The organism is Williamsia sterculiae, assembly GCF_900156495.1.
GTDB classification, from domain to species: Bacteria; Actinomycetota; Actinomycetes; order Mycobacteriales; family Mycobacteriaceae; genus Williamsia_B; species Williamsia_B sterculiae.
Map to the genome: position 1 here is coordinate 313,050 of NZ_FTNT01000003.1, position 21,406 is coordinate 334,455.

Genomic DNA, 21,406 nt, shown 5'->3' on the forward strand with positions numbered 1-21,406 from the left:
GTCAGTGCGCGATGAGGTACGCGGCCCCTGCCGTGGCCACCGCGTACAACACCGATCCGAACGTCCCGATGATGAACTGTTCACCGGCGTGCGCCTCCCGTAGTTCGGGATAACGGGCCAGGCCCTTCACCGCGAGGATGATGGCCAGACCCTCCGGCCAGCCGACCACGAGGGTCACGGCCACGCCTGCCCGCTCCAGGAAACCGATGATGCGGCCACCCCGCAGCGGTGTCTCCACGTCGTCGTCACCCGCTCCGTCGTAGCTGACACCGTCCGGGTTCGCGTCGGATGTCCACGGGTCCACCCCGCCGAGCAGCAGTAGGGATCGCACCACGGTGCCGCCGCCGGTCACCGCGGCGACGACCGCCGCGCACTGCGCCACGTGTAGGCCCACACCCGTCGCGGGTCCGGCGGTCGCGCCGAGTACGGCCGCCACACCGAGCATCGCGAGGGTGGAACCCGCCGCGACCGTCAGCGGGATGACGCGGTGCAACCGGGTCAGCGGGTGCAGCGCCACCGGGAACACCGCCAGTGCCGCCAGCAGCGCGATCGCGGTTCCGGTCACCGGGCACCCTCCTCATCCCTCATGTCGTGGCTGTCTGTGTTGATTTTCTGGGTCGATTGGTTCTGCGGCGGCCAAGAGGTCGGTGACCAGCAGGCGGCTGTCCTGGTCGAGATCCCACCGGGCGCTGCGCAATCGTTGCGACATCGCCTGCGGGGTGATGCCGAGTGTGGCAGCAGCATCCGACTGTTGTCCGGCGGTGGACAGTGCGGCGACGGCTTCCCTCCCGGCCGCGCTCCGCGAGATCAGCAGATCACCGAGCAGTCGTGCCGCGGTCTGCGCTCGGCGACAGGCATCGGGATGTTCGCCGTGGACCGACACCGGGACGCGGTGGCGTTTGGCGTCCTCCACCGCGGTGCGTGCGTACTCGAACGCCGGCCCACGGCCGGCCCGGGTGACCAGGGGTAGCGGCTCATCCACCGGACCCGCCCCGATGCCGACGCTCCAGTGCCCGTCGTCGAACAGGGTGGTCAGGGCCTCGACCACCGCGACCGGATCGTCGAAAACCGCCTGGATCTCGTCGCCCGCCGTCCGATCGAATGCGCGCACCGTGTCGATCGAGGCCAGCATCTCGCGGGTGGCGTCCACCCGGTCCACGTCGCGGCGACTGCCGCGTTGATCGGCGGTGATGACGTACATCGCGCACCTCGACTCGGCCTGCTTCATGACTTGATTCCGACCAATCAAGTATGAGGGCTTTATTCCGCAGAATCAAGTTCTAAGGGTTGATGGGAACCGGTGACTGCGGCCACCCGATTCGGGTCCCCGCTCGCACCCCGGTGACGGTCCAGGTGCAGGTCGACGGCCAGACCGGTCAGCCCGAGGACGAAGAACACCACGGTGAACACCATCATGATCGGCTCCGGACGGCCGGTGAGAGCGTCACCGAGGAAGACCACCGACGCGGTGCCCGGCGCCATCCCGACCACGGTTCCCAGCAGGTAGGGCCGCCACCGCACCGCGGAGAGGCCGGCGCAGTAGTTGACCACCGAGAAGGGGCACGCCGCGATGAGCCGCAGAGAACCCACGGCCAACCACCCCCGGCGCCGCAGCCGGTCCTCGATGGTCGCGATGATCGGGCGCTGCAGGAAGCCCTGTACCCGTCGCCGCCCCAGTCGCCGGGAGATCGCGAAGGCCAGCAACGCCGCGACGGTCGACGCGATCATCGCCCCGGTGAACCCCACCATCGGTCCGAACAACACCCCGGATGACACGGTGAAGGCGGTCCGCGGCACCGGCGCGACGGTCACCAGCGTGTAGGCGACGAAGAACAGGATCACGAAACCCGGACCCACCGAATCGGCCCAGGTGCGCAGGGCGCCGACCGACGGGATCGGCAGGAAGTAGGTGGCACCGATGACGACCAGCACCACCAGACCCCCGATCGCGGCCCTGAGCAGCGTGCGGTCGGGTGGCGTGGTCACATCCTCGAGCATACGAACCGGCGCCGGCAGAACAGAAACAGTGGCAGAACGGACACACCGGAAGAGCGGGCACACCGTGCCATCAGGCCGTGACCTCGAAGGCCGCCGCCACCGCGGCATCGAGCTCCGCATCCGGTCCCGGTCCACCGCCGGTCTCGCACCGCATCCTGGCCAACCGGATCACCGCACGGGATCGCGGGGTCGTCGGATCGGGCACCGGCAACAGGCGCACGTACTGGGTGATCCACCGCCGACGACCCGAGTACAACCGGTTGCCGCAGACCTCGTCGTAGAACCGCAAGCCGACCGACGAGTTCGCGACCGCCAGCATCAGCAGCGCGACGTCGTCGTCGAGGTCCGCGGTCGAGATCCAATAACAGTCGCCGTTGACCACCGCACCGGACCGGTCCCACGCGAAACGGGGGGTGTCGCTGATGTCGGGAAAGACGATCTTCGGCGCGGCCCACAGATGCGGCCGCTGCGGCACCCAGATCTCGAACCACTCACGACCTCCCGCGGTCACGTACGTCCGCGATCGCAATCGCTGCTCGTGCCGCTCCAGATACCGACGAGTGGCCGGGTACCGGTCCAGATCGACCACCGTGCGGCGGGTCGCGGTGCGGTCGTACGGATAGAGCACCCGGGTCGCGGGTTCCATCACCGACCACGCGGTCAGGTCGCGATGGGTGATCAGCGGTGACAACAACGCCGCGTCGGGACCGTCCGAGGCCCACTCTTCCGCGATGAAGACCCGGTCGGCGGTGGTCTTGATCCCCACCCGCACCCTGCCCAACTCGCCGAACGTCCGCCACGTCCCGCGGCGCACCGCCGCCAGCCAGACCTCGGTACTCGGGTGATCCAGTCGCCACGGTGCGTCGTCGGTCACCGGGGCCAGCACGCCGACCCGGATCCGCACCCGTCGACCGTCATCGGCCAGCGCCAGGGTGTCACCGCCGGACAGGGCGGTGAGCAGGTCGGGTTCGCCTGCCGGGGCCTCGACCCGCGTGTCGTCCACCCGGTAGGCCGACACGAAACGAGCCGGTGTCGCGTCGCCGTCGTGCTCGTCGGGTGCGCGGGCCACCACCACGGCGGGCAGCACCGCGGCGTCGAACGGTCGGGTGTCGCCCAGATCGATCACCGTGCACACCCGGAGGTCGTCGCGGAGCACCCGGCGCACGTTGACACCGGCGGTGGTGCTGAGGAACCGGTTGGAGCACAACAGCCCGAGGACACCCCCAGGAGTCAACAACCGCGGCGTCAGGGCCACGAACAGATGGGTGAGGTCGACCCGCCCCGACAACCCGAGCTGCCGCATCAACCGCCGACGTGGGGCGGTGTCGAGATGCTGCGTCCGCACATACGGCGGGTTGGTGATGACGGCGTCGAAACGCGCTTTGTCCGCACCCGTCACCGGATCGGCGGCCAGGAAGTCACCCGCGTGCAGGGTCACCGGATGACCGCAGTCGGCCAACCGCGCGCTCGCCGCGGCCACCGCTGTGGGGTCCACGTCGTAACCCACGACCTCCATCCGTGGCACCGGTGACCGGACCGACAGCGCGAGGACGAGCGCCGCCAGCAGCTCACCGTCTCCGCAGGCCGGATCCAGGATCCGGAGCCGGGCGCGATCGGGGAGTTCGTTCACGATCTCGCCGGCCAGGAAATCGGCCAGCCGACTCGGGGTGTAGTGCCTGCCCAGCCGCTTGCGCGCGGCCGCCGCCGACGTCCACGGGCGGTCCGGCGTGTCCATCCCTGGCATCGAAGCACACCGCGTCGTACCTTCGCCGGATGCGCACTGTGGCGCGGGTCGCACCTCGGACGGGGGTGTCGGGGAACGAACGATCGTTCGGCTACTGTCGACACCGGTGTGACGGCCGTCTCGACAGCCCGCACAGCCACGCGCCGCGGTGTGCAACCGCATGAGGAAGGTGGACCCGATGCCCGACGATCCCACGCCGCAGGATGCGTACGAGCGCTGGTCCGAGGCCGCCGCGGCGGTGCTCGCCAAAGGACGCCGGATCGAGGTCGGTGAGCTACCGGACACGGCCGAGGCACTGCTCTCGTACACGCAGGCCGGTGGGCTCATCGTCCGGCCGTTGTACACCCGACGCGACGAGCTGCCGGAGCCGCCGGTGCCGGGAGTGTTCCCCTACGTCCGCGGCAGCGACGGCGCCCGTGACGTGGTGATGGGCTGGCGGGTCACCGAGCGTTTCGGAGATCCCGACGGCGCGCGTGACGCGGAGTCGGTGAACACCGCACTGCTCGCCGCACTGGAGAACGGGGCCAGCGGCATCTGGTTGGCGGTCGGGGAGTCCGGCGTCGACGTGGCCGATCTGTCCACCGTGCTGAACGGTGTGTTGTTCGATCTCGTCCCGCTGACCCTCGACGCGGGGGCGTCCGGCGTCGAGGCCGCGGATGCCCTGCTCGACCTGTTGCCCGCCGACCATCGGCAGACCCCCGCGACCACGGTGTCACTGGGGTTGGCGCCACTGAGTTCAGCGTTCTCCGGCCGACCGGCCGTCTCCGTCGACGACGCCGTCGCGGTGGCCGGTCGGGCCGGTACCCGGGCCCGCGCGCTCCGGGTGGATGGCACCGACTTCGTCGCCGGCGGAGCCTCCGACGTCCAGGAGGTGGCGTTCGCCGTGGCCGCGGGCGTCGACCTGCTTCGAGCCCTCACCGACTCCGGTCTCACCGCCGCCGATGCCTTGGCGCAGATCTCCTTCGGCATCACCACCACGGCCGACCAGTTTCTCGCCATCGCGAAGTTCCGTGCGCTGCGGCGGATGTGGGCGCGGGTCGCCCAGGTCGCGGGTGCTCCCGAGGCGGGTGCGGCCATCAGCCACGCGGTCACCTCGTTGGGTATGTACACCCAGCGCGATCCGTGGGTGAACATGCTGCGCTCCACCATCGCCGCGTTCGGTGCCGGGGTGGGTGGTGCCGATCAGGTGACTGTGCTCGGATTCGATGCGGCACTTCCCGTGTCCGCCCGGACCACCAGCCCCGGTTTCTCCCGCCGGATGGCCCGCAACACCCAACTGCTGTTGCTGGAGGAGTCCAACCTGGGCAAGGTCCTCGACCCCGCGGGTGGGTCCTGGTTCGTCGAGGCGCTGACCGACGACTTCGCCACTGCGGCATGGTCGTTGTTCCAGACCGTCGAGGCCGCGGGTGGTTACCGTGCCGCGCTGGGTAGCGGACTCGTCGCCGAACAGGTCACCGCGTCACTGGCCGAACGCGACGACGCCGTCGCCCATCGCACGGTTCCGATCACCGGTGTCAGCGAGTTCCCGAACCTCGACGAGAAGCCGATCACGACGGACAGTTCGGCACCGGGACAGACCGCGCCGGAAGCAACCACGACCGACGGGATACCCACCGCCACGCCGAACCTCGTACGGGTGGCCCACGCTTTCGAGACGTTGCGCGACCGATCCGACGCCACTCTCGCCGACACCGGCTCCCGCCCGACGGTGTTGTTGATCCCGGTCGGGCCGATCGCCGAGCACAACGCGCGAACGACCTTCGTCGCCAACCTCCTCGCCGCGGGTGGCATCGCGGTGAGCAACCCCGGTCCGCTGGACCCGCCGATGGTCGCGGACGCGGTCCGCGCCGCCGGGTCGCCCCGGGTGGCCGTGATCTGTGCCGCCAACGGTCGGTATCGCTCCGACGGTTCCGCGGCCATCGCTGCCGCGCGCGACGCGGGTGTCCCCACCGTCCTCATCGCCGGACCGTCCTCGGCCTGGCCCGCGGATGCACCCGCACCCGACGGTTTCGTCGGTCTGGGCGACGATGCCGTGACGCTGTTGACCGACCTGCACGAGCAGATCGACCCCGAACAGACCGACAGGGACACCACCGCCGCAGCCGGAAGGGCCTCACGATGACCAGGACCAGCCCCGCCATCGGTAGTTTCTCCGACGTCCCGCTGGAAGCCGAGGCCCCGGTGCCGTCGCCGGAATCCGCCGACGTGCCTGTCGAGGACCGCACCCCCCGGCCGGAGGCCCAGACGCTCTGGACCACACCCGAACAGATCGACGTGCCACCGGTGTTCACCCGGGCCGACCGTGACGCGGTCGCCACCTCGGGTGAGCACCCGTACCCGTTGGACTCGGTGCCGGGTGCTGTGCCGTTCCTGCGCGGTCCGTATCCCACGATGTACGTCAACCAGCCGTGGACCATCCGCCAGTACGCCGGATTCTCCACCGCGGCGGAGTCCAACGCGTTCTACCGCCGCAACCTCGCGGCAGGCCAGAAAGGCCTGTCCGTCGCCTTCGACCTGGCCACCCACCGCGGTTACGACTCCGATCACCCGCGGGTGGCGGGTGACGTCGGGATGGCCGGGGTGGCCATCGATTCCATCCTCGACATGCGTCAGTTGTTCGACGGCATCGACCTGGGGTCCGTGTCGGTCTCGATGACCATGAACGGTGCGGTGCTGCCGATCCTGGCGCTCTATGTGGTCGCCGCGGAGGAGCAGGGGGTTCCCGCCGAGAAACTCGCGGGCACCATCCAGAACGACATCCTCAAAGAGTTCATGGTCCGCAACACCTACATCTATCCACCCGAACCGTCCATGCGGATCATCTCCGACATCTTCAAGTTCACCAGTACCGAGATGCCGCGGTTCAACTCGATCTCCATCTCCGGCTACCACATCCAGGAAGCCGGTGCCACAGCCGATCTGGAGCTCGCGTACACCCTGGCCGACGGGGTGGAGTACATCCGGGCCGGATTGGCCGCCGGCCTGGACGTCGACAAGTTCGCGCCGCGATTGTCGTTCTTCTGGGGCATCGGGATGAACTTCTTCATGGAGGTGGCCAAATTGCGTGCCGCGCGCCTGCTCTGGAGTGAGTTGGTCGCCCAGTTCGAACCCGAGAATCCGAAATCGTTGTCGCTGCGCACACATTCGCAGACCTCGGGGTGGTCGTTGACCGCCCAGGACCCGTTCAACAACGTCGCCCGCACCTGTATCGAGGCGATGGCCGCGACCCAGGGACACACCCAGTCGTTGCACACCAACGCCCTCGACGAGGCGTTGGCCCTGCCCACCGATTTCTCCGCACGTATCGCCCGCAACACCCAGCTCCTGTTGCAACAGGAGTCGGGCACCACCCGGCCCATCGACCCGTGGGGCGGTTCGAACTACGTGGAATGGCTCACCGCGCAGCTCGCCGACCGGGCGCGTGCGCACATCGCCGAGGTCGAGGAGGCAGGCGGGATGGCCCAGGCCATCAACGAGGGGCTGCCCAAACTGCGGATCGAGGAGGCTGCCGCCCGCACCCAGGCCCGCATCGACTCCGGACAGCAGACCGTCATCGGCATCAACCGCTACCAGGTCACCGAGGACCAGGAGATCGACGTCCTCAAGGTGGAGAACTCCAAGGTGCGCGCCGAGCAGTTGGACAAGCTGGACCGACTCCGTGCCGAACGGGACGAGGCCGCGGTCAGCCGTGCCCTCGACGACCTGAGCCGCGCGGCCGGGGACACCTCGGGCGGGCGTGAGAACAATCTGCTGGCGCTGGCCATCGAGGCGGCGCGGCATCAGGCCACCGTGGGGGAGATCTCGACCGCTCTGGAGAAGGTCTACGGTCGGCATCAGGCCGAGATCAAGACCATCAGTGGGGTGTACCGCCATGAGGCAGGTTCGGTGAGCAACATCGACGACGCGATCGCCGCGGTCGAGCGGTTCGCCGATGCCGAGGGCCGTCGCCCCCGGGTCCTCATCGCCAAGATGGGACAGGACGGTCACGACCGCGGCCAGAAGGTGATCGCCACCGCTTTCGCCGATCTCGGGTTCGACGTGGACGTCGGCCCGCTGTTCCAGACCCCCGACGAGGTCGCGCGGCAGGCCGCCGACAACGACGTGCACGTGGTGGGGGTGTCCTCGCTGGCGGCCGGTCATCTGACCCTCGTGCCCGCACTGCGGAATGCCCTGGCGGAGGTCGGCAGGCCCGACATCATGATCGTGGTCGGTGGTGTGATCCCGCCCGGCGACTTCGACGAGCTGTACCAGGCCGGTGCCGCGGCGATCTTCCCGCCCGGCACCGTGATCGCCGACTCCGCGCTGGAGTTGATCGACAAGCTGGGCAGTGCCTTAGGACACGATTGGGCTCCAGGACATGACGGGGCTCCAGGACACGAAGGGGTGTCGACGACCTGATGTCGCGACCGCCCCTGGACCTCGACGCCCTCGCCGAGGCCATCCGAGAGGACCGCCGCTCGGATCTGGCGCGCGCCATCACCCTGGTGGAGTCGAGTCGCGCCGACCACCGGGACCGCGCGCAGCAACTGCTCCTGGCGTTGGCCGATACCCCCGGCAACTCGCACCGTGTGGGCATCACCGGCGTGCCCGGCGTGGGCAAGTCGACGACCATCGAGACCCTGGGGCTCCACCTCATCGAGCGCGGCCACAAGGTCGCGGTGCTGGCCGTGGACCCGTCGTCCACACGGACCGGCGGATCCATCCTCGGTGACAAGACCCGGATGGGGCAGTTGTCGATGCACCCGGACGCCTACATCCGGCCGTCCCCGACGTCGGGCACGCTCGGCGGGGTGGCCAAGGCGACGCGGGAGACCATCGTGCTGCTGGAGGCGGCGGGATTCGACGTCGTGCTGGTGGAGACCGTCGGGGTGGGGCAGTCCGAGGTGACCGTGGCCAACATGGTGGACACGTTCTGCTTCCTGACGCTGGCCCGAACGGGCGACTCCCTGCAGGGCATCAAGAAGGGCGTCCTCGAACTGGCCGACATCGTGGTGGTGAACAAGGCCGACGGAAAGCATCGCAACGAGGCGCGTTCGGCGGCAAGAGAACTGACCAACGCGCTGAAGATGCTGTACCCGCACGACACGCTGTGGCGGCCACCGGTGCTGACCATGAGTGCGATGGAGAACGTCGGGGTGCGCGAGTTCTGGGACACCGTGCTCGAGCACGAGAAGACCCTCGCCGAGGCGGGGCTGCTCACGCAGCGGCGCAACCGGCAGCAGGTGGAGTGGATGTGGGCGATGGTCCGCGACCGGATCCTGGCCCGGCTCACCGAGAGTCCGGACGTGCGGGACATCCGTGACGCCGTGGAGGACCAGGTGCGCAGCGGTGCGCTGACCCCTGCGCTGGCCGCCGAGCGGATCGTGGAGACGTTCGACGGGAGTTGACCCGAATCCCGTTGCGATGATGTTTCGTCGGTGCGGCCCGCGCGATCGCGCTTTATTCCTTCGGTAACCACTGCGCAACACTGCGGGAGTGGAATGGGTTCCGACGTCGAGAAGACGACGTCGCACGCACCGCCGCAGTTGCGTGCCAGCGTATCCGCTGACCACTCTCACCCGCCGATCGCGACCTGATCCGCCGAGGAACCACTATGACCACACTTGCCGCCGTCGCCGCGAACTTCACCCGCGACCTCGAACAGAACTACGCATTGATCGCCTCCCTCGTCGACGAGGCCAGAGACCGGAATGTGGACTTCCTGGTCTTCCCGGAGGCCGCCATCGGCGGTTACCTCTCCTCGCTGGGCAACCACGGCGACACCGTCCGCAACTCCGATCGCTCTCTGCCGCCGGCGATCTCGCTGGACGGAGCCGAGATCCGACGGGTACAGGAGATCGTCGGTGATCTCGTGGTGGCGATCGGATTCTGTGAGATCGACAAGGACGGTGAGACGCGGTACAACGCGGCGGCGGTTCTCGACGGCACGCAGATCTACGGCTCCTACCGCAAGGTGCACCAACCCCTCGGCGAGAACATGTCCTACTCCGCCGGAGCCGAATACGGCGTCTTCGACACACCCGTCGGGCGGGTGGGACTGCAGATCTGTTACGACAAGGCCTTTCCCGAGGCGGCCCGATCGATGGCCCTGGACGGTGCCGAGATCATCGCCAGCCTCTCGGCCTGGCCGGCAGCGCGGACCGCCACCGCCGAGAACCTCCAGGACGACCGCTGGACGTACCGGTTCAACCTCTTCGACATGGCCCGTGCGCTGGACAACCAGGTGTTCTGGGTGTCCTCCAACCAGTCCGGCACCTTCGGATCGCTACGCTACGTCGGCAACGCCAAGGTCGTCGACCCGGGCGGAAACATCTTGGCCACCACCGAACTCGGAAGCGGGATGGCCGTGGCCGAGGTGGACATCGCGGTCACCTTCCAGGCCATGCGGGGCGGCATGTTCCATCTCCGCGACCGCCGGCCGGACGTCTACACCGCCCTCACCGACCTCGACCACGGTGGCGCCTGGCAGGGACTCGCCCATGCCTGAGATGACCTTCGCCGTCCGCTGGCCCGACGGCGAGATCAGCGACTGCTACTCGCCGAGCCTGGTCATCCACGACCACATCCGGACCGGGATCACCTACTCCGTCGCGGATTTCGTGGAACGGACCGGCGACGCCCTCACCGAGGCCGGTGAACGCGTCCGGGCCCGGTACGGTTTCGCCTGCACCTCCGCAGCCGCCACCGCAGACCACATCCGCAGTCGCGCCGATCGTTTCGACGACGACGCACTCGTCCACGTGGTCGCCATGCGCCCGCTCTGATCCCCGGGTATGTCACTCCCCAGCCTGCACTTGTTCGTACTGCACGTCATCCTTCTGCACCTGCTCGACGCCTTCTACCCGGCACGAACCCACCCCTCGATCCGAGACAGCCATGAATCCTTCTGCCACAACCACCGCCACTGCCCATCGACCCCTGCCCAGCCACGTCCCCGTCGTCGTCATCGGCGGCGGCCAGGCGGGTCTGTCGGTCAGCTGGTTTCTCACCGACCGCGACATCGACCACGTGGTGCTCGAGGCGCAGACCCCCATGCACGCCTGGTCCGACACCCGCTGGGACAACTTCACCCTGGTCACCCCCAACTGGCACTGCCGGCTGCCCGGCTACCACTACGCCGATGACGATCCGGACGGCTTCATGACCCGCGACGAGGTCGTCACCTGGCTGCGGGGCTGGTTGGACACCTTCCGTCCGCCCGTGCACACCCACACCCGGGTCACCCGTCTGCAGCACGCCGCCGACGGCGGGTTCACGCTCACCGCGACCACCGAGAGCGGTGACACCGAGCTGACCTGTGACGAGGTGGTGATCGCGACCGGCGGCTACCCGATTCCGGTGGTCCCGCCGTTCGCGCCCCGACTCGATCCCGCAGTGACCCAACTGCATTCCGAGCAGTACCGCAACGCCGACCAGCTCGCCGACGGGGCCGTGCTGGTGGTCGGGTCGGGTCAGTCCGGCGCACAGATCGCCGAGGACCTGCACCTCGCCGGTCGTGACGTCCACCTCGCCATCGGCAGCGCACCCCGGGTGGCCCGGTTCTACCGGGGCCGTGACTGCATGACCTGGCTCGCGGAGATGGGTCTCTACGAGACCCCCGCGCGCGAGTACCCGGGCGGCACGGCGGCGCGGGAGAAGACCAACCACTACGTGACCGGTCGCGACGGCGGTCGCGACGTGGACCTGCGTGCCTTCGCCCGCGACGGGATGCACCTCTACGGCACCCTCGTCGACGGCCGGGACACGGCACTGCAGTTCGCGCCCACGCTCACCCGCGCCCTCGATCAGGCGGACGCGGTGTACAACTCCATCTGCGCGGACATCGACCGCCACATCGAGTCCCAGGGGATTGTCGCGGGCCCGGCGGCGCGGTATCAGCCGGTCTGGGAACCCAGCACCGACCCCGAGTCACTCGACCTCGCGGCCGCCGGGATCACCACCATCGTCTGGGCCATCGGCTACCGGCCCGACTACCGGTGGGTCGAGGCCAGTGCCTTCGACGGCGGTGGACGGCCGATGCAGACCCGTGGTGTCACCGAGGTCGACGGACTCAGCTTCGTCGGTCTGCCGTGGATGCACACCTGGGGTTCGGGACGGTTCCTCGGCATCGAGCGCGACGCCCGGCACATCGCCGATACCGTGACCGCACGCCTGCCGCGCGACGAACTGCGCATCGCGGCCGGCGAGTGACGGGCCGGGACGGACCGTGCAGCAATCCATCTCGCGCCTGATCACCCGGCGGGCCCGGCAACACCCCGCACAGGTGGTGGTGACCGACGCCGACACCGGGCAGACCCTGACCGCCGACGCCCTGGACCGCGCGTCCAACCGTCTGGCCCGCGATGTGCTGGACCGCGGAGTCGGTACCGACGACCTGGTCGTCGTGGCGCTGCCCACCTCACCACAGTTCGTCGTCACGTGCGCCGCGATCTGGAAAGCCGGTGCCACCCCGCTACCGATGGATCCCGACCTGGCGCAAGGCGAGCGCGCCGCGCTCGAACGTCTGGCCCGCCCCCGGTTGGTGGTCGGCACGCCGCCCGCCGATCCGACGGTGCCCTGGCTACCCGACGGACACCGACCAGACCCCCGCACCCCCGACACCCCGCCGGCCGACGCCTGGGCGTCGTCGTGGAAGGCGCCCGCCTCGTCGGGGAGCACCGGGACCCCGAAGATCGTCCGGTCCACCACCCCGGCCCGGTTCGACCCCGACACCCCGGTCGCGCCGTTCCTGCCGCGCGCGGTCCGCCAGCTCGTCACCGGGCCGCTGTGGCACTCGGCCTCGTTCACCTACGCCTTCCGCGGCTTGATGACCGACCACTGCCTGGTGCTGACCCGCCGCAACGACGAAGCCACGGTGGCCCACCTGCTCGGTGCCCACCGGATCGGCTGGACCCTGTTGTCACCGGCCATGATCCACCGACTGATGCGACTGCCGGCGTCGCACCGCGACCGCGTGGACACCGCCGCGCTGCGTTCGGTGCTGCACCTCGGGGCTCGCTGTCCGGTGGACGACAAACGGGCGCTGATCTCCTGGTTGGGCCCCGACCGCGTGGTCGAGGTGTACGCCGGCACCGAGTCCAACGGGTTGACGATGATCGACGGCGCGGACTGGCTCCACCACCCCGGGAGCGTGGGACGCCCGATCGGCGGTACCGAACTGCGCATCCTGCGCGATGACGGACGGACCGCCGAGCCGGGGGAGACGGGGCAGATCTGGATGCGGCGGCCCGGCCCGGCCCGCTACACCTACCTCGGTCGCACACCCCACCGGGACGACGACGGGTGGGACAGCCTCGGCGACGTCGGATTCGTCGACGACGACGGCTATCTCACCGTGCGTGACCGCGCCGACGACGCCATCGACTGCGGCGGAGACCCGGTCTACCCCGCGGATCTCGAGCAACGACTGTCCGACCACGACGCGGTGCGCGACGTGGTGGTGTGCGGATACCGCGACGCCGACACCGACCGGGTCGCAGTGGTTCTCGACATCGCTGACCACGAGGTCGATGAGGGGAAACTCCACGACTTCGTCCGCGACCGATTGCCCGGTCACTGCGTCCCCGGTCCGATCGCCCTGCGCCGGACACCGTTGCGCAACGCCGCGGGCAAGGTGCGCCGCGCCGCGGTGCTGTCGGACACCATCCCGATGATGTAACACGCGCTTATTCCATCAACAACCACAACGCAATTCGACACCGATGTACTGAGGTCACCGCGGGGTGTCGATCCTCGAACTCCGGATCGGTGGTCAACGCCGACCACCGATCCGCGGGACCCGACACGACGTCGGGGGTAACACCCATCACCGCGCCGGCGCGCGCACCACAGGAGGAAATCCCATGTCCGACTTCGACGCCACCATCACCGAGAACATCGAGGCCTCACTGGCGGAGATACCGCACCCGTCGTTGCCCAAGGGCTCCAACATCTACGGCGGCACCAAGATCTTTCCCGACTACCAGGCCGAGGACGGCGAGACCTATTTCACGCTGGTCCACGGCATCGCCCACGAGTCGTCGGTGAGCTTCGTCGCGGTCCTGCAGGCCACCCGCGCCCTGCGCAAGGGTTTCGACTCCGCGCTGTACTTCTACGGCCCCGGATCTATCAACTGCCTGTCCACCCGCGGCTTCCCGACCACCGGGGACAACGGGTTCCCAGGTGAGCAGAACATCAACGACGCCCTCGAGACGTTCATCGGCGAAGGGGGCACGGTGTTCTGCTGCCGCTTCGGACTGGCCCTGCACGGTGGCCGCGAGGAGGATCTCATCTCGGGTGTCATCCCGGCGCACCCCCTCGACGTACAGGATGCCGTCATCCACTACGCACGCAAGGGTGCGATCATCAACTCGACCTACATGGTCTAGGAGTCGACGTGACCGCATCCACCCGAGTGGATCTGGCGTTGCTCGGAATTCGCGGCAGCCCACCCGTCAGCCGGACGGCAGGCGCCGGTCCCAGTGACGACGGGCACCTGGTCATCGACGGGCTGAACGCGGCGATTCCACGGAACCCGGACAGCCCTTTCGTTTTCGACGGTGGTCGCGTGCTGTATGACGGCGCCGACACCGGGCTGGACGTGATGGCGGTGGCGCGCCCCGCGTTCTACGACCTGTACACCGACGACGGGATCAGGTACGAACGCATCGCGAAGCTGCACGGACGCGACGTGCTGGCGACGACCGTCGTGCAGACCTGTGTCCGCTACCGCGCGGACCAACGGTGTCGGTTCTGTTCCATCGAGGAGTCGCTGCGCGCCGACCAGACGGAGGCCGTGAAACGTCCCGGGGATCTCGCCGACGTCGCAGAGGCGGCCGTCCGGCTCGACGGGGTGTCGCAGATGGTGATGACCACGGGTACGTCCGCCGGCCGCGACCGGGGGGCACGCCACCTGGCCCGCTGCGTGCGTGCGGTGCGCGCCCGCGTCCCCGCCCTGCCCATCCAGGTGCAGTGTGAGCCGCCCGCCGACCTGTCCACCATCACCGAGCTCAGAGATGCGGGCGCAGACGCGATCGGCATACACGTGGAGTCGCTCGACGACGATGTCCGTCGCGCGTGGATGCCGGGGAAGGCGACGGTACCGATCTCCGACTATCGCGCCGCATGGACCGAGGCGGTGCGGGTATTCGGTCGTAATCAGGTGTCCACGTACCTCATCGTGGGTCTCGGTGAGGACATCGACGAACTCGTCGCCGGTGCCGCCGATCTGATCGAGATCGGCGTGTACCCGTTCGTGGTGCCGCTGCGTCCGCAACCCGGGACGTTGGCGGTGGATGTCGACGGTGCGCGGGCTCCCGACGCGACGGTGGTGGAGAAGGTCAGCAGACGGGTCGCCGAGATGCTGGTGGCGGCGGACATGGCTGGGTCAGGTCAGCGTGCCGGATGCGCGGCGTGCGGAGCCTGCAGCGTGCTCCAGAACGTTGGAGGGTGACGTGGCCGCACACACCGCCGAGATGTCGATCCTGTCCGGACGCCGTCGCGCCGACGTCACCCCGGGTTTCCTGGTTCGGCGGGTCGACGGCGGCAGCGAGCTGACCGCCTACCGGCGACTACGCCGCGAGACGTTCGTCGACGAGCAGGGGTTGTTCACCGGTGACGACCACGACGAGGTCGACGACGACCCGCGCGCCGTCGTCCTGGTCGCGACCGGTGCCGACGACGCGGTGCTCGGCGGGGTGCGACTGTCGCCCCATGGCGTCCCGGACATCGGTTGGTGGACGGGGTCCCGCCTGGTCGTGGCGCGCGGCGCCCACGCGAGCGGAATCGGCGCGGCCCTGGTGCGTGCGGCCTGTGCCCACGCCCAGGAGCACGGGGTGCTGCGTTTCGAGGCCACCGTGCAGCGGCGCCACTGGGCGATGTTCACCCGGCTCGGCTGGACGATACTCTCCGACTGTGAGGTGGCCGGCGTGGGCCACAGCCGGATGCGGTCGCCCATCGACACCATCCAGTCCGCGACGGACCGCACCAAGTCGTATCTCGCCGAGGTCCTGGCACCGCTGGCCGAGCAGGCGGGTGGTCTCGGGCCGCCGGGCTTTCGCGGTGACGACGGTGTGCCGGTGCCGGGCGGCGACACCATCGCCGCCTGCGACGCGATCATCCCGTCGATGGTGGAACGCGACCCGGAGTGGGCCGGATGGTGTTCGGTCCTGGTCAACCTCAACGACCTCGCCGCGATGGGGGCCCGTCCGACCGGACTGCTCGACGCCGTCGGCGCACCCACCCGCTCGGTGCTCACCCGGATCGTCCGGGGTATCGCCCACGCCGCCGCGGCGTGGGACGTCCCCGTCCTGGGCGGCCACACCCAGGTCGGTGTGCCTGCCTCGCTCAGCGTGACCGCGCTGGGTACCACCACCCGGCCGATCCGTGCCGGTGGTGCCAGCGTCGGCGATCGGCTCCGGCTGATCGCCGATCTCGACGGTCGATGGCGTCCCGGACACCATGGGACGCAATGGGACTCGACTACGGGTCGGTCTGCGGCGGACCTCCGGTCGATGAATCGGGTGGTGGCCGACCTGTCACCCCGCGCGGCCAAGGACGTGAGCATGGCCGGATTGGCCGGGACCGCGGGCATGCTCGCGGAGGCGAGTGGCGCGGGTGTGGAACTCGACGTGACATCGATACCGCGTCCGGATGTCGCGGACATGGGGTCCTGGTTGACCTGTTTTCCCGGGTTCGCCATGTTGACCGCCGACCGAGCCGCGGCCGCGTCCCCCGAGGGGCTGCCGAACGGTGTCCGCTGCGCGGAGGTGGGGGTACTCGTCGACCGGCCCGGTGTGCGTCTGCGCTGGCCCGACGGTGCGACGACGACGGCGGTGGCGGCGGCCGTCACCGGGCTGGGTCGCGCATGACCGGACGCGATGCACCCGCGGCGGTGGCGCCCTCGGGCGCATAGGATCCGCTGTCATGTCGCCGATCACCCTGGGAGCCGTCGCGGCCAATTTCGGGCGCGACCTCGACAGGTCCTTGGCCAAGGTCATCGGGATCATGGAGGCCGCGCGCCGCGACGGGGTCGACCTGCTGGTCTTCCCCGACGCGGCGCTGGGCGGGTACATCGGTGACCTGGTGGACCCGGACACCACGGAGCTGCCACCCGCCCTCGACCCACACGGTCCCGAGATCGCGGCCGTCATCGCCGCCGCCGGGCCGATGACCGTGTGCGTGGGGTATGCCGAGGCGGCCGACGCCTACCGGTACAACTCGGCGATCTGTGTGACCGGGGACGGGATCCTGGGTACCCATCGCAAGGTCCATCAACCGATCGGGGAGTCCCTGGCCTACGCCGCCGGCGACGCGTTCCGGGCGTTCGACACCCCGGTCGGGCGATTGGGGATGCTGATCGACTACGACAAGACGTTCCCGGAATCCGCGCGGACCCTCGCCCTCGACGGTGCGGTGACGATCGCGGCGTTGTCGGCGTGGCCGGCGAGCGTGACCGATCGCGCCTCCCGACTGCCCGCGGACCGGCAGTCGCGGCTCTTCGACCTGTACGACGCGGCACGGGCCGCCGAGAACCAGGTTGTGGTGGTGTCCGCGAATCACACCGGGGTGATGGGCAGCCTGCGCTTCCTCGGACAGGCCAAGATCGTCGGACCCGGGGGTGAGGTGTTGGCGACCACGAGGTCCAAGGGCGGACTGGCGTCCGTCGCCATGGACATCGACGCCGAGATCGCCCGCGCACGAAGAACTCTGAGCCACCTCACCGAACGGCGTAGCGCGACCTACGATCTCGAACGCGGACCGACGGTGACGTCGTGAACCCGGGACCCCGGGTCGCCTTGATCACCTACTCCACCAAACCGCGCGGTGGTGTGGTGCACACCCTGAATCTCGCCGAGGCGCTGGCGGACGCCGGAGCCGAGGTCACCGTGTGGTCGCTGGCCCGCGCGGGTGACGTCGGATTCTTCCGTGCCGTGGATCCACGAGTCCGCCTGCGACTGGTCGACTTCCCGGTGCGCGAGGACGAGTCCGTCACCGATCGCATCATCCGCTCCATCGACACCCTGCGCGCCGCGTTCACCCCCGACGACCATGACGTGGTGCACGCCCAGGACTGCATCAGCGCGAACGCCGTGGGAGCGTGTATCCGCACCATCCACCACCTCGACGAGTTCACCACCCCGGTCCTGGCCGACTGTCACGAGAAGGCGGTCGTGGAACCGTACGCGCGGATCTGCGTCTCCCGTGCGGTGGCGGACGAGGTGACCACGGGATGGGGTCTGTCGCCGACCGTGATACCCAACGGTGTGGTCGCTCGGCGGTTCGCCGATGCGGCGTCGTGGGCGCCGCCCGCGGTTGCGGGACGGGCGCGGTGGCGGGATCGATTGGGTGCGTACGTACTCGCCGTCGGTGGTATCGAGCCACGCAAGGGCAGTATCGATCTGATCGAGGCCTATGCGCGTCTGCAGTGCGATCATCACGGCGTGTCCCTGGTGTTCGCTGGTGGCGAGACGCTGTTCGACTACCGCGCATATCGATCCGAGTTCGACCGTCGTGCACGGGAACTAGGGGTGACGCCGGTGGTCCTGGGGCCGGTCGACGACGATGCGTTGCCCGCGCTGGTGGCGGCCTCCGACGCGTTCGCGTTCCCGTCGACCAAGGAGGGTTTCGGGCTCGCCGCGATGGAGGCGCTCGCCGCGGGACGGCCGGTGGTGGCCCGCGACCTGCCGGTGTTGCGCGAGGTGTTCGGCCCGACCGTGCGGTACGGCTCGGATCCGAGGGGTTTCGCTGCCGAGTTGTCCGCAGCACTGGACGATTCCGGTGACGGGTCACGTGCCGACGCGGGACGGCGGCTGGCCGCGTCGCTGACCTGGCAGAGCGCGGCGGCCGCGCACCTGCGCTTCTACGCCGAGAACCCGCTGCGCCGCTGAGTGCCGACGGCGGCCGCCAGTCGCGCCACCGTGGTCACGAGGTCGTCGAAGAACGCATCGGGGTCGGTGCGGGTTGCGATCTCCGCGTTGGGCGGACGACCCCACATCCCGCGTTCGTCGGCGACGGTGGTGCCGCGGGTGAGGGTGCCGTCGAGTTCGACGTCCACACAGGCCGGCCGGGTCCGCACGATGGACGGGTCCAGGGCCACCGCGGCGGCGAACGGGTCGTGCATGTGCGCGATGTAGCCCTCGTCGTGGGCGGCGTGGAATTCGAAGTAGAAGCGGATCGCGTCGGTCAGCGCGGCGACGACGGGATTGTCGGCGACCGAACGGGTACCCGGGTCGTCGACCGGTGACGGGGTCTCCACCGGGGTGCTGTCCGCGGCCGCGGCCAACCGCGCCAGGTGGTCAGGGGTCATCACGATGGTCTCGGTGAGATCGAGCGGACAGAGGACGGGGGCGGGTGCGCCGCCGGTGCCGAAGGCGGTGAGTACCTCGTGCGCCGCCTCCGGGTCGACGGCGACGTTCCACTCGGTGGTCGGGGAGGTGTTACCGGGGTGATAGAACACACCGCCCATGATCACCAACCGGCGCAGGCGCGACGGTAGCGCGGGGTCCTGACGGATGGCGAGGGCGAGGTTGGTGGTCGGGCCGGTGACCAGGCCCACAAGCTCGCCGGAGTACCGCTCCGACAACGCGATCCAGGCATCGGCGGCGGTGTCGCGAGAGGCGGTCGAGGTGGTGGCAGGGAGATCGGCGTAGCCGACTCCCAGTGGTCCGTGGGTGTCCTCGGTGGTCCTCAGGGGTGCGGCCAGCGGTTGCTCCGACCCGGTGTGGACGGGGATGTCGTCGCGGCCACACAGTCCGAGCCAGGCCAGGTTGTTCGCGGTCACCACGTCGACCGGCACATTGCCCGCGGTGGAGACGACGGCGCGCAGGTCGACCTCGGGGTGGGCGAGCAGATACAGCAGCGCCAGCGAGTCGTCGATACCGGTGTCGCAGTCGAACAGCAGGGGGAGGTCGCTCACCGGTCGATCCTGTCACGGGTGGCCTGCGCGTGACGGGAACGAGCGCCCGGTCGAGTCGGATATCGGCCCGCTCGAGGCCGACCACGGCCCGCTCGACGTGGATGACGGCACGATCGACGGGAAACGGCCGACATCGTTGTCGATGTCGGCCGTTGCTCCGGTGTCCGAGGGGGGACTTGAACCCCCACGCCCGTTAATAGGGCACTAGCACCTCAAGCTAGCGCGTCTGCCATTCCGCCACTCGGACATACGACACGCGGTCCGTCGAGACCCGCGGTCAGCGAGGGATAACACTAGCCGACGGCCGGTCGGCATCCCAAATCACCATCTCGGCGGGCACACGTCCGACGGTGCTAACAATGACAAGGTGAGCGACCACAACGATCGTCCAGACAGCCCGAACAGCCCGCGCGCCACCGACGAGGTCGTCGACCTGGTCAGCCGGCTGATCCGCTTCGACACCAGCAACACCGGTGAGCTGGCGACAACCGTCGGCGAGGCCGAGTGTGCTCGATGGGTGGCCGAACAACTCGAGGAGGTGGGGTACACCACCGAATACGTCGAATCCGGCCAGCCCGGCCGCGGCAACGTGTTCGCCCGCCTCGAGGGCGCCGACCGCAGTCGCGGGGCGCTCCTGTTGCACTCCCACCTCGACGTGGTCCCGGCCGAGGCCGCCGACTGGAGCGTGCACCCGTTCTCCGGATCCGTCTCTGATGGCTACATCTGGGGTCGCGGGGCCATCGACATGAAGGACATGGTCGGCATGGCCATCGCCCTGGCCAGACAGTTCCGCCGCGACGGCACCGTCCCGCCCCGTGACATCGTATTCGCGTTCCTCGCCGACGAGGAGGCGGGTGGTCGGTGGGGTTCGCACTGGCTGGTGGATAACCGTCCCGACCTGTTCGAGGGGATCACCGACGCGGTCGGGGAGGTCGGCGGGTTCTCGCTGACCGTGGACACACCGAGTGGTGACCAACGTCGGCTGTACCTGGTGGAGACGGCGGAGAAGGGCATCGCCTGGATGAAGCTGACCGCCACCGCCAAGGCCGGACACGGATCGTTCCTGCACGCCGACAACGCGGTCACCCTGATCTCCGAGGCCGTCGCAGCGCTGGGGCGGCACACGTTCCCGCTGGTGATGACCGAGTCGGTCGAACAGTTCCTGGCCGTCGTGTCCGAGGAGACGGGGCTCGACTTCTCCCCGGATGCGCCCGATCTGGACACCACACTGTTCAAACTGGGCAGCATCGCCCGGATCGTCGGTGCCACCCTGCGCGACACGGCGAACCCGACGATGCTGCAGGCGGGTTACAAGGCCAACGTGATCCCACAGACCGCCAGCGCCGTCGTGGACTGCCGGGTGCTGCCCGGTCGTCAGGCCGCCTTCGAGGCCGAGGTGGATGCCCTCATCGGACCCGACGTCACCCGCGAATGGGTGACCAAACTCGACTCCTATGAGACCACCTTCGACGGACATCTGGTGGACGCGATGAACGACGCGGTGCTCGCCTTCGACCCGAACGGCCGAACCGTGCCGTACATGTTGTCCGGTGGCACCGACGCCAAGGCTTTCGCCAGGATCGGCATCCGTTGCTTCGGGTTCGCACCGTTGCGGTTGCCGCCCGAACTCGATTTCGCCGCGCTGTTCCACGGCGTGGACGAGCGGGTCCCGGTCGACGCGCTGCTGTTCGGCACCGACGTCCTCGAACACTTCCTGCTGCACATCTGAGCGGGCCGGGACGCACCCGTCCAACCCCAGCGGGCGGGCA

General features: G+C 69.2%; 18 protein-coding genes and 1 tRNA gene. 13 read left to right on the forward strand and 6 right to left on the reverse strand.

The annotated features are described in order from the left end of the window. Window position 1 precedes the first annotated feature (1 nt). The 4 genes from BW971_RS07030 to BW971_RS07045 form a co-directional block, all read right to left on the reverse strand. Window positions 2-565: a hypothetical protein gene (locus BW971_RS07030; protein ID WP_076477886.1), complete on the reverse strand. Its 564-nt coding sequence runs from the start codon at window positions 563-565 to the stop codon at window positions 2-4. 12 nt (window positions 566-577) lie between these two features. Then, the gene (locus BW971_RS07035) at window positions 578-1,201 is read right to left on the reverse strand and encodes a hypothetical protein (protein ID WP_076478279.1); all 624 of its coding nucleotides are present in this window, start codon (window positions 1,199-1,201) and stop codon (window positions 578-580) included. Window positions 1,202-1,260: 59 nt separating this feature from the next. Beyond that, window positions 1,261-1,986, reverse strand: coding sequence for a TVP38/TMEM64 family protein (locus BW971_RS07040; protein ID WP_076477887.1), 726 nt, complete (start codon window positions 1,984-1,986; stop codon window positions 1,261-1,263). Window positions 1,987-2,068: 82 nt separating this feature from the next. Then, a complete protein-coding gene (locus BW971_RS07045; RefSeq protein ID WP_076477889.1) occupies window positions 2,069-3,733 on the reverse strand; it encodes an Eco57I restriction-modification methylase domain-containing protein in 1,665 nt (554 codons plus the stop codon). A 187-nt stretch (window positions 3,734-3,920) separates the two neighbouring features. Here BW971_RS07045 and BW971_RS07050 point away from each other — a divergent pair, with 187 nt between their 5' ends. The 12 genes from BW971_RS07050 to BW971_RS07105 all read left to right on the forward strand — a co-directional run bounded on the left by BW971_RS07050 (window position 3,921) and on the right by BW971_RS07105 (window position 18,609). Continuing rightward, complete coding sequence (locus BW971_RS07050; protein ID WP_076478281.1) at window positions 3,921-5,864, forward strand: methylmalonyl-CoA mutase family protein; 1,944 nt, start codon at window positions 3,921-3,923, stop codon at window positions 5,862-5,864. Continuing rightward, window positions 5,861-8,140 carry a methylmalonyl-CoA mutase gene (gene scpA, locus BW971_RS07055; RefSeq protein WP_076477891.1) on the forward strand — a complete coding sequence of 760 codons (2,280 nt, stop codon included), beginning with the start codon at window positions 5,861-5,863 and terminating at the stop codon, window positions 8,138-8,140. Before BW971_RS07050 ends, scpA begins: the two co-directional genes overlap by 4 nt. Further along, window positions 8,140-9,129, forward strand: coding sequence for a methylmalonyl Co-A mutase-associated GTPase MeaB (gene meaB, locus BW971_RS07060; RefSeq protein WP_076477893.1), 990 nt, complete (start codon window positions 8,140-8,142; stop codon window positions 9,127-9,129). Before scpA ends, meaB begins: the two co-directional genes overlap by 1 nt. 206 nt (window positions 9,130-9,335) lie before the next feature. Further along, on the forward strand, window positions 9,336-10,229 hold the full coding sequence (locus BW971_RS07065) for a carbon-nitrogen hydrolase family protein (RefSeq protein WP_076477895.1): 894 nt from the start codon (window positions 9,336-9,338) through the stop codon (window positions 10,227-10,229). After that, on the forward strand, window positions 10,222-10,506 hold the full coding sequence (locus tag BW971_RS07070; RefSeq protein ID WP_076477897.1) for an MSMEG_0570 family nitrogen starvation response protein: 285 nt from the start codon (window positions 10,222-10,224) through the stop codon (window positions 10,504-10,506). The genes BW971_RS07065 and BW971_RS07070 overlap by 8 nt, the downstream gene beginning before the upstream one ends. Window positions 10,507-10,618: 112 nt before the next feature. Further along, a complete protein-coding gene (locus BW971_RS07075) occupies window positions 10,619-11,932 on the forward strand; it encodes an MSMEG_0569 family flavin-dependent oxidoreductase (RefSeq protein WP_076477899.1) in 1,314 nt (437 codons plus the stop codon). Between the two features lie 16 nt (window positions 11,933-11,948). Beyond that, window positions 11,949-13,400: an AMP-binding protein gene (locus BW971_RS07080; RefSeq protein WP_076477900.1), complete on the forward strand. Its 1,452-nt coding sequence runs from the start codon at window positions 11,949-11,951 to the stop codon at window positions 13,398-13,400. A gap of 184 nt (window positions 13,401-13,584) precedes the next feature. Next, a complete protein-coding gene (locus tag BW971_RS07085) occupies window positions 13,585-14,109 on the forward strand; it encodes an MSMEG_0572/Sll0783 family nitrogen starvation response protein (RefSeq protein ID WP_076478283.1) in 525 nt (174 codons plus the stop codon). Between the two features lie 8 nt (window positions 14,110-14,117). Continuing rightward, entirely contained in the window at window positions 14,118-15,173 is a 1,056-nt protein-coding gene (locus BW971_RS07090; protein ID WP_076477902.1) for an MSMEG_0568 family radical SAM protein, read from the forward strand. 22 nt (window positions 15,174-15,195) lie between these two features. Then, entirely contained in the window at window positions 15,196-16,590 is a 1,395-nt protein-coding gene (locus BW971_RS07095) for an MSMEG_0567/sll0787 family protein (RefSeq protein WP_076478285.1), read from the forward strand. A gap of 55 nt (window positions 16,591-16,645) precedes the next feature. Next, window positions 16,646-17,497, forward strand: coding sequence for a carbon-nitrogen hydrolase family protein (locus BW971_RS07100; protein WP_076477904.1), 852 nt, complete (start codon window positions 16,646-16,648; stop codon window positions 17,495-17,497). Next, a complete protein-coding gene (locus BW971_RS07105; protein ID WP_076477906.1) occupies window positions 17,494-18,609 on the forward strand; it encodes an MSMEG_0565 family glycosyltransferase in 1,116 nt (371 codons plus the stop codon). The genes BW971_RS07100 and BW971_RS07105 overlap by 4 nt, the downstream gene beginning before the upstream one ends. Here the strand turns inward: BW971_RS07105 and BW971_RS07110 are convergent. Further along, window positions 18,582-19,637 (reverse strand): nucleoside hydrolase, encoded by a 1,056-nt coding sequence (locus BW971_RS07110; RefSeq protein ID WP_200799373.1) that lies wholly within the window; start codon window positions 19,635-19,637, stop codon window positions 18,582-18,584. The two genes, BW971_RS07105 and BW971_RS07110, sit on opposite strands and share 28 nt — an antisense overlap. Before the next feature lie 161 nt (window positions 19,638-19,798). Then, window positions 19,799-19,884: transfer RNA gene (locus BW971_RS07115), tRNA-Leu, on the reverse strand. 120 nt (window positions 19,885-20,004) lie between these two features. Here BW971_RS07115 and BW971_RS07120 point away from each other — a divergent pair. Continuing rightward, window positions 20,005-21,366 (forward strand): M20/M25/M40 family metallo-hydrolase, encoded by a 1,362-nt coding sequence (locus BW971_RS07120; protein WP_076477907.1) that lies wholly within the window; start codon window positions 20,005-20,007, stop codon window positions 21,364-21,366. The last annotated feature ends 40 nt before the right edge of the window (window positions 21,367-21,406 follow it).